The 7,911-nt window shown below is 33.0% G+C and carries 8 protein-coding genes and 1 pseudogene; 3 read left to right on the forward strand and 6 right to left on the reverse strand.

The genetic code is table 11. The features are described from left to right. From QZV68_RS09330 to QZV68_RS09350, 5 genes are all read right to left on the reverse strand, one after another. Positions 1 to 333: hypothetical protein (locus QZV68_RS09330; RefSeq protein ID WP_296880735.1), on the reverse strand; the 333-nt coding region annotated here is incomplete at its 3' end. A gap of 1 nt (position 334) precedes the next feature. Continuing rightward, positions 335 to 868 (reverse strand): hypothetical protein, encoded by a 534-nt coding sequence (locus tag QZV68_RS09335; RefSeq protein WP_296880736.1) that lies wholly within the window; start codon positions 866 to 868, stop codon positions 335 to 337. A gap of 276 nt (positions 869 to 1,144) precedes the next feature. Beyond that, positions 1,145 to 2,443, reverse strand: a complete 1,299-nt coding sequence (thiC, locus tag QZV68_RS09340) for a phosphomethylpyrimidine synthase (RefSeq protein WP_296880737.1) — start codon at positions 2,441 to 2,443, stop codon at positions 1,145 to 1,147. 247 nt (positions 2,444 to 2,690) lie between these two features. Then, a complete protein-coding gene (locus tag QZV68_RS09345) occupies positions 2,691 to 3,605 on the reverse strand; it encodes a carbohydrate kinase family protein (RefSeq protein ID WP_296880738.1) in 915 nt (304 codons plus the stop codon). Positions 3,606 to 3,773: 168 nt separating this feature from the next. Beyond that, complete coding sequence (locus QZV68_RS09350) at positions 3,774 to 4,640, reverse strand: LysR family transcriptional regulator (protein WP_296880739.1); 867 nt, start codon at positions 4,638 to 4,640, stop codon at positions 3,774 to 3,776. A 146-nt stretch (positions 4,641 to 4,786) separates the two neighbouring features. Here QZV68_RS09350 and hxlB point away from each other — a divergent pair, with 146 nt between their 5' ends. Continuing rightward, positions 4,787 to 5,377, forward strand: coding sequence for a 6-phospho-3-hexuloisomerase (gene hxlB, locus QZV68_RS09355; protein WP_296880740.1), 591 nt, complete (start codon positions 4,787 to 4,789; stop codon positions 5,375 to 5,377). Here hxlB and fdhD read toward each other — a convergent pair whose 3' ends face one another. Further along, complete coding sequence (gene fdhD / locus QZV68_RS09360) at positions 5,378 to 6,124, reverse strand: formate dehydrogenase accessory sulfurtransferase FdhD (protein ID WP_296880741.1); 747 nt, start codon at positions 6,122 to 6,124, stop codon at positions 5,378 to 5,380. Positions 6,125 to 6,817: 693 nt separating this feature from the next. On the opposite strand from fdhD, the gene QZV68_RS09365 reads away from it, so the two are divergent. Together QZV68_RS09365 and QZV68_RS09370 are read left to right on the forward strand one after the other, a co-directional pair. Then, on the forward strand, positions 6,818 to 7,609 hold the full coding sequence (locus QZV68_RS09365) for a formate/nitrite transporter family protein (protein ID WP_296880742.1): 792 nt from the start codon (positions 6,818 to 6,820) through the stop codon (positions 7,607 to 7,609). 84 nt (positions 7,610 to 7,693) lie between these two features. Then, positions 7,694 to 7,911, forward strand: a pseudogene (locus QZV68_RS09370) (formate dehydrogenase subunit alpha); the annotation flags it as partial.

Consider the following 7,911-nt stretch of genomic DNA (forward strand, 5'->3'; position numbering starts at 1 on the left):
TTTATAAGCCGTCCAGAATTGTTTTAGAATCATCTGTTTTTTGAAATTGTCTAAAGAATTCATTTTTGTTTTTCTGATTAAAAAATCCTCAAAATCGAAATAATTAATAAAATCTTTTTGATTTTCTTTTAATAGAGTTTTGCAATTGGCTATAAATGTGTTTATATCATCAAGTATTTCGTTAAATTTTTCAGTATATTCGTTTTTTACTAAATTTGACCAGAATATGGAATCTTTTTGATGATTATCTAAAAAAGTTTTAGAAACATTATGCCATTTGTCATGAATTATTGCATAGCCTAATGGAATATTTGTATCTATGAAGTAATTCATATTATCCTTTCCTTAAACTTTTGTGAATTTCGTACATTTCCTCTTCAGTGAAATCCCCTGTTGGTTGATAGATATCGCAATAGAACTGTGAGCGATATTTCCGGTACTGTTTTTTAAAATGGATTTTCAATGTTTCAAATTCTTCATCCGTAATCTTTAAGGATTTATTATAGAAATTCATATTTGTAGTAAATATCTCCATGAAAAAATCTAATAATTCTATAGCAATGTCGCAATGTCCAAAACTTGAATCAATAGAATTTTGTTCAACAATATATAGAATGTAGTCAGAAATTAAAAGAAAATAAATGTATTCATTGCATAATTTCAATTCTTTTAATTTGAAGGAAATTTCATCAAATTTTTTTTCCAATTCATCATATAATTTATAATTTGGGGTTTTGGTGGTTTTTTTAGATTCTACTTTAGCGAGGGATTTTAATTTGTCAAATCCTTCATTAATCATTTCTTTTATTTTTGGGATGATGTTTGAATCATAATCAATGGCTTGGTTTTCAGTCATATTGTCATACATCTTTTTTCACCTTCAAAAATTAAATAGATTTGGTTAGTAATTACTTTAATTTTAATTATATATAAATATTTTCTTTAATGGGTGTTTTTAAAGTTATTATTTAATTATTTGGGTTATTTTAAAGTTAATTTTTAAAATTGAAGTTATTTAATAAAATTGTTATGAATTTGTAAAATTGATTTGAATTCAATATTAAAAATCAGTTAAATGGTGTTGTGCTGTGATGAATTTAAAAAGATTGAAAAATAAAAAAAGAAGTTAAATAGATATGATTATCTATTTGATTAAGTCGGAATCAGATTGATCCAACCATTCGTTAACGATTTTTACTGCACAGAAGTTACCGCACATGGTACAGGTGTCTTCTTCTTCAGGAGGTCTTTGATCTCTTTTTGCACGTGCAGCTTCAGGGAACATTGCACAAGCATATTGTGCTTCCCAATCGAGAGTTTTTCTTGCTTCAGCCATTGCTAAATCTTGTGAACCATCGATTTGGCCGGTTGCCAAGTCTCCAGCGTAAGCTCCGATTTTGGTAGCTATTACTCCTTCCCTTACATCATCTGGGTTAGGAAGAGCAAGGTGTTCTGCAGGAGTTACGTAACAGATGAAGTCTGCTCCGGCTTTTGCTGAAGATGCTGCACCGATTGCAGACACGATGTGGTCGTAACCTGGTGCTACATCACATACAATAGGACCTAACATGTAGAAAGGAGCGTTGGAACACATTTTCTTTTGAATCATTACGTTTGTTGGAATTTCATTGATTGGGATGTGTCCTGGTCCTTCAATCATACATTGTACTCCAGCTTCACGGGACCTGTCGATTAATTCTCCTAAAATGATCAATTCTTGGATTTGAGCCCTGTCAGTTGAATCGGCAATGGACCCTGCTCTCATACCGTTAGCGAGTGAAAGAACAACATCATGTTCTTTTGCGATTTCTAAAACATAATCGAAGTTTTCGTATAATGGGTTTTCTTTTTCATTTTCAACAATCCATCCGGACATGAATGATCCTCCACGGGATACAAGTCCGGTTACACGGCCTTGTCTTTTGAGTCTGGTCAAGGTTTCAATATTGATACTACTGTGGATTGCCATAAAGTCAATACCGTCTTTTGCCTGTTTTTCGATGGTATTGAACAAGTCATCTTCAGTCATGTAAATTACAGATCCGTCTCTTCTGATACTTTCGATAGCTGCTTGATAGACAGGTACTGATCCTACAGGTAATGGGGACATATCCAATACTCTGTTTCTTATTACATCTAAGTCTCCGCCGATACTCAATTCCATTAAGCAGTCTGCACCGTTGTCAATTGCTATTTGTGCTTTTTGAACTTCTTCATCAAAGTTAACAATGTCTGTTGAGGTACCTACAGTTGCATTTACTTTAGTTCTTAATCCTGCACCGATACCTGATGCATCTATATCTCTGTTTACATTTCCTGGAATTACTATGGTTCCGTTAGCAACGGACCTTAAAATAAAATCTTCTGAAACACCTTCAATCTTTGCTACATGTTTCATTTCATCGGTTAATATACCTTTTTTTGCATCGCTAATTTGTGTCATCTTAAATCATTCCTCAATTAAGATTTATAACAGTCAAATTTAATTTAAATTATTCTCATAATTAATTGATAATCACTTATTTTAATTTAATACTATTTAAATTAATAGGATTATTGGCTTATTCTATTTATTTTGATTTATATAAAGTTTTTTTTAAAAAATAAGTTAAGTTTAATTTTTATACTCAAATTAAAGCAGTTTTGAGAAAAATAAAGTTCACTTTAAAAAATAGTAAAAAGAATAGATTTTAATAAAATCCATTCATTCTTTCAAACGCATCATCAAAACTAGGCATGTTGGTTTGACAGCCTTGCTGTTCAACAATAAATGATGATACTGAAGATGCAAATTTAGCTGATTCCTCTAGGGATTCTCCATTTAGGAATCTTGATAGGAATCCTGCTCTGTAGGAATCGCCAGCACCAGTTGGGTCAACAGCTTCTCTGGTTATCGCATCAATTATGATTTTGTCCTCGTTTGAGTAGATTTCGCTGCCTTTGGCTCCGCAGGTCTTAACAATTATTTTTGGACCTAATTCCCTGAGGCCGTCAAGGTCGATTTCAAGAGCCTGGAGAATTCTTTCGATTTCATGATGATTTCCAAAAAGAATTGTTGTGTTTTCGATAACATCTTTCAATTTTTTGGTGTCGTACATTCCTAAGTCTTGTCCAGGGTCAAATGAAACAAGCAAATCTTCCTCTTTTGCAGCTTCTGAACATTTCCAGTTAAAGTCAGGGTCTCCTGTTGCAAGATGCACTGCTTCTGCATTTTTTATTGCGGAAATAGGTACTTTGCTTTCTGCAAATTCACGGGCTGCTCCCCAATAGAAGTAACTGATTTGATCTTCATTATCGTCAGTCAGGACAAATGCGGTAGGTGTTGCTTCACCAGGCACTATAATTAATGATTCAGTATCAATACCTAAATTTTGCATATGTTCGTAATAGTCTGTTTTTTTAAAGTCTCCGCCAACTGCGGACACTAAAGAGGTTTTTAATCCTAAATTAGCTCCAACACATGCTACATTAGCTGCAGCTCCACCATTAAATGTTTTCATATTAGTTATTGGTGCTGAAAAGTTAGCTTTAGGAAATTCATGCACTCTAATTATATAATCATGAGCAGAGTGACCAATTGCTAGTAAATCTCTGTTTTTCGCCATAATATCGCCTTTTAATATTTCATTTTAATATTGGTTCTTATCATTATTTAATGTTTTGAAATATCATATAGGTAGACTATATGAAATTTCATGAGGTCATATGAGTGTAACTCATGTTATGTAAAACAAGTATGATTATTATTTTCCGAGAGCATTTGGAAAGTAATATTATATTAATGTGAATCCCTGCTTTTCAATGGCCTTTTGACCATCATTAAGAAGATATTCTATATATCTGTCTACTTCCGGCTTATCTTCATTAACTTTTATCAGGCTAATCACATGACGGGTATCAAATTTCAATATTTCATTTCCCTTAAAATAGCTGGCATTCAGGAAACTGTGTAAATTTTCAGAATTTTTAACCAATTTAAATGCATCGAATTGGGAATTTACAGTATTCTTTAAATGGTAGTCTATATCATAATGCTCTAAACTGCTCCAGGCAAGCCTTTGAGCTGAACCTTCAACATTTACAAAGTCAAGGCCTTCGAGGTCATTGATGCTTTTAATCTCTTCGCAGTCAGGGCTGGAAATCAAAACAAGATAGTCGTAGGCTATTGGTGTAAAATCAATATTCAATTCATAGGCAAGTAACGGATCATCCAGTGTCAATATGTCAACGGCACCTCTTTTTGCAAGTTCAAATGCGTCCTTGTCGCTGCTGCTGTAAATATTGATGTTGAACGGATGCCCTATGCTTTCCAGAAGACCGGAGCTTATGTGGCCTCCAGCTATGTTTATGCTGGATGTCTTTTCAATCTGAATCTGATATTTTCTGAACTCATTAAGAAGGTCAATGCCCTCTTCTGTTAGCAATGTGCCGTTTCCCACTTTCCGGGTAATTTTCACTCCCAGTTTTTCTTCAGCTTTGAGCAGTCTTCTGTTGAATACGGTATGGGATATGTTCAATTCTTTTGCAGATTGCCTTTGGGATTTTGTGCGTACAAGAGACTCCAAACTTTGAAACAACTTGTAATCGTATATTTTCCCATCAATTTCAAGACTTATCAATCCGTTGCTTTTAAATTTCATGGTAACCTATTTTTCAAGTAAATTTTTTTGGGGCTTGTTTTAATATTTTATTTTATGTATAAATTTGATTATTTAATTTTGCATAATTATTTATAAAATTGTATTCATAATATATTATAGTTAAGTATTGTTGGGAATTCGATAAAATGGAAATAATGAAAACTTCTATAAAGGCTATACTTGAAAATATTGAGAGTGCTCAAGAATTTTTAGATGAAAAAACAGTTGATGAATTCGAAAATATTATTATAAGCTCTAATAATATTTTTGTTACTGGAGCGGGTAGGTCTGGACTTGCTGCCAAAGCATTTGCAATGAGATTAATGCATTTAGGTTTAAGCTCCTATGTGGTAGGTGAAACTATTTCTCCTGCAATCAATGACGGTGACTGTATAGTTGCCATTTCCGGTTCAGGTGAAACTAACACTATCGTTTCAGCTGCAAAAATAGCTAAAACTAGAGGTTCTAAAGTATTGGCCGTTACTTCTTACCCTGAATCAACTTTAGGTCAATTGGCTGATGGATATATTTTCGTTAAGGGAAGAACTAAAAAGGAAGTTGATGACGAAAACTATATGAAACGTCAAATTCACGGAAATTATACTTCTCTAACTCCATTGGGCACAGCTTTCGAATTAACCACTTTAGTGTTCCTTGATGCAATCGTTTCTGAATTGATGGAAAAAATGGAACAAACAGAAAGCGATTTAAAAGCAAGACACACAGTATTGGAGTAATTAGAAAATTACTCTATTTTGATTATTATATATGTTGCATCTTTGGCCTCTCAAAAAGCCAACCAATGTGATATTTCCTTTTTTTGCAATATTATAACCTGAATTAGCGGGAGCTGCGTTTGATGCGAGTATTGGGACTCCTGCCCTTGTCATTTTTATAACCATGTCTGCAGGCATTCTTCCGCTGTATATTACATAGGACTGGGACAGGTCAAAATTGTGCATTAATCCGTAGCCTATCACCTTATCAACTGCAACATGGCGGCTGACGTCTTCCTTTACGATGAACTGGTTTTTGTAGACAATTCCCGCAACATGTGTTCCGCCTGTTGCCTGCCAGATTTCTGCATTATCCTTCAGCTCTTCAATTCTTGAAATCAATTCGCTTGCTTTAACCTGAAAATCAGATTCTACGGGATTTACTGTTTTTATTTTGCTTCTCCATCCTCCGGCAGAATCGGAACAGAGCACTGTTTCATTTGTCCTAAGCAGGGTATCATCTATTTCGGCATTGATCTGTGTTCCGTCAACTTTGATTTGTCTGATTGCATCCATTGAGTTTACCATGTTTTCATTGAACAGGTATCCTACTGCAAATTCTTCAAGTGAATCTTCGATTGCAGACAGGCTTCGACTTATGTCTCCATTAATTGTTAGTGTGATTGTTTCGTCCTTTACAACCTTTTCCTTTCCTTCGGTTGCCTTTCCGTTTTTATAATTTATTGCATCGATTTCTTCAATTTTCATTTGAAACTCCTCTATAATATATAATATAATAATATAGTAATATATTTAAATTTTGAAATATCCGATCATCAGTAAAATCTGAATTTACAGGATATTTTGAAGATGGTTAATATAGTGATATTGGCTAGATTTTCGAATCCATATAATTGTTATTTGGTATACTGGTTTTTGTCTGATTTTGGTTTTCCCTGAAATTTTTTATTCTTTAATAGAAATATAGGTATTTGTTCGTTATTATGCGAATTAATTTATTTTCTCTATTGTTGGTTGAATTGAAACGTCTTTACTAACGTAAAAAAAATCATTATATTTAAATATATGTTATGTAAATAATTTATATTCGATATTTTTAATTATCAATTAAAATACGTATTTTTTATTAAAATCAATTAAATTTATTTAGATTTTAAAATAAATGATTTTGTAGTGTTAATTTGATTAAAATAAGATGAAATTTTATTTATTTTAAAAAAAGATATAATTTTACGATATGTTATAATATTTATAATGATTTATCATTACAATTATATATAACTCTATTCTCCTATTTAAATATTTCTTCTTGACTCAGATAACAAACCCTTTTTATATATTAAGTCATATATTATTAATCATAATACTTTGAACGTTCTTATGGTGAGATTCATTAGTATTATAAAAAATTATAAAAAAAGGGATAAAGAGGTTGATAAAATGAGTTCATCTTTTAAAAGCCCAGTAGAAACTGCAAAAGCTATTTCTGCAACTGCTGGTGCTAAAAACTCTGCAAATATTGTTAATGTGATTTTGCTCTCTTTTTTAGCAGGAGCTTACATCGCATTTGGAGGTTTATTAGCTGAAGTCGCTAATGCAGGTATGGTCGCTGCTGGATTACCAATTGGTTTATCCAAATTTGTATTCGGTGCAGTGTTCCCTGTAGGTTTGATCATTGTTGTACTCGCTGGTTCTGAATTATTCACTGGTAACGTAATGTTCATGACCATCGGTGTATTAGACGGTACCGCTTCTATCGGCGGTCTCGCTAAAAATTGGGTATTAAGTTGGTTATTCAACTTCGTAGGTGCATTATTCGTTGCATACGTTCTTGCATTTATGGGAGGAATCATCACTTCTGACCCAGCTATCCAAGCTGGTGCAATTAAAGTAGCAACAGGTAAAGTCGGAATGTCTTTCGATGTTGCATTCATTAAAGCTATCGGTTGTAACTGGTTAGTATGTTTAGCTGTATGGTTAGCTAACGCATCTGACGATATCATCGGTAAAATCTTTGGTATCTGGTTCCCAATCATGGCTTTCGTAACTATCGGATTTGAGCACAGTGTTGCAAACATGTTCTTCATACCATTAGGTATGTTCTTAGGAGCTAAAGGTGTAACCTGGAGTACCATCATTGTTAATAACTTAATTCCAGTAACTCTCGGTAACATCGTTGGTGGTGCAATATTCGTAGCTTGTATCTATTGGTTTACCTACCTTAAAGAATAAGCTAGTAAATTTTCATGGAAAGAAGCTTTCTAAAGCTTCTTTTTCTATACTTTTTTATATATAATATATATTGGAGATTATAAAATGGTTGAGATAAAATACGTCCCAACAATCTGTCCATACTGTGGTACTGGTTGTGGACTCAACTTCGTTGTAAAAGACGGAAAAATTGTTGGTGTAGAACCTTTAAAAAGACACCCTGTAAACGAGGGTAAAGTATGTCCAAAAGGAAACTTTGGATACCAATTTATTAATAGGGAAGACAGATTAACTACTCCTTTAATAAAAGAAAACGGTGAATT

It is taken from the genome of uncultured Methanobrevibacter sp. (assembly GCF_902801725.1).
Lineage (GTDB): Archaea > Methanobacteriota > Methanobacteria > Methanobacteriales > Methanobacteriaceae > Methanocatella.

What these genes read in the sequence shown, in the direction of transcription:
- QZV68_RS09335 (WP_296880736.1), bottom strand. Translation starts at nt 868, where the DNA reads ATGTATGACAATATGACTGAAAACCAAGCCATTGATTATGATTCAAAC.
- thiC (WP_296880737.1), bottom strand. Translation starts at nt 2,443, where the DNA reads ATGACACAAATTAGCGATGCAAAAAAAGGTATATTAACCGATGAAATG.
- QZV68_RS09345 (WP_296880738.1), bottom strand. Translation starts at nt 3,605, where the DNA reads ATGGCGAAAAACAGAGATTTACTAGCAATTGGTCACTCTGCTCATGAT.
- QZV68_RS09350 (WP_296880739.1), bottom strand. Translation starts at nt 4,640, where the DNA reads ATGAAATTTAAAAGCAACGGATTGATAAGTCTTGAAATTGATGGGAAA.
- hxlB (WP_296880740.1), top strand. Translation starts at nt 4,787, where the DNA reads ATGGAAATAATGAAAACTTCTATAAAGGCTATACTTGAAAATATTGAG.
- fdhD (WP_296880741.1), bottom strand. Translation starts at nt 6,124, where the DNA reads ATGAAAATTGAAGAAATCGATGCAATAAATTATAAAAACGGAAAGGCA.
- QZV68_RS09365 (WP_296880742.1), top strand. Translation starts at nt 6,818, where the DNA reads ATGAGTTCATCTTTTAAAAGCCCAGTAGAAACTGCAAAAGCTATTTCT.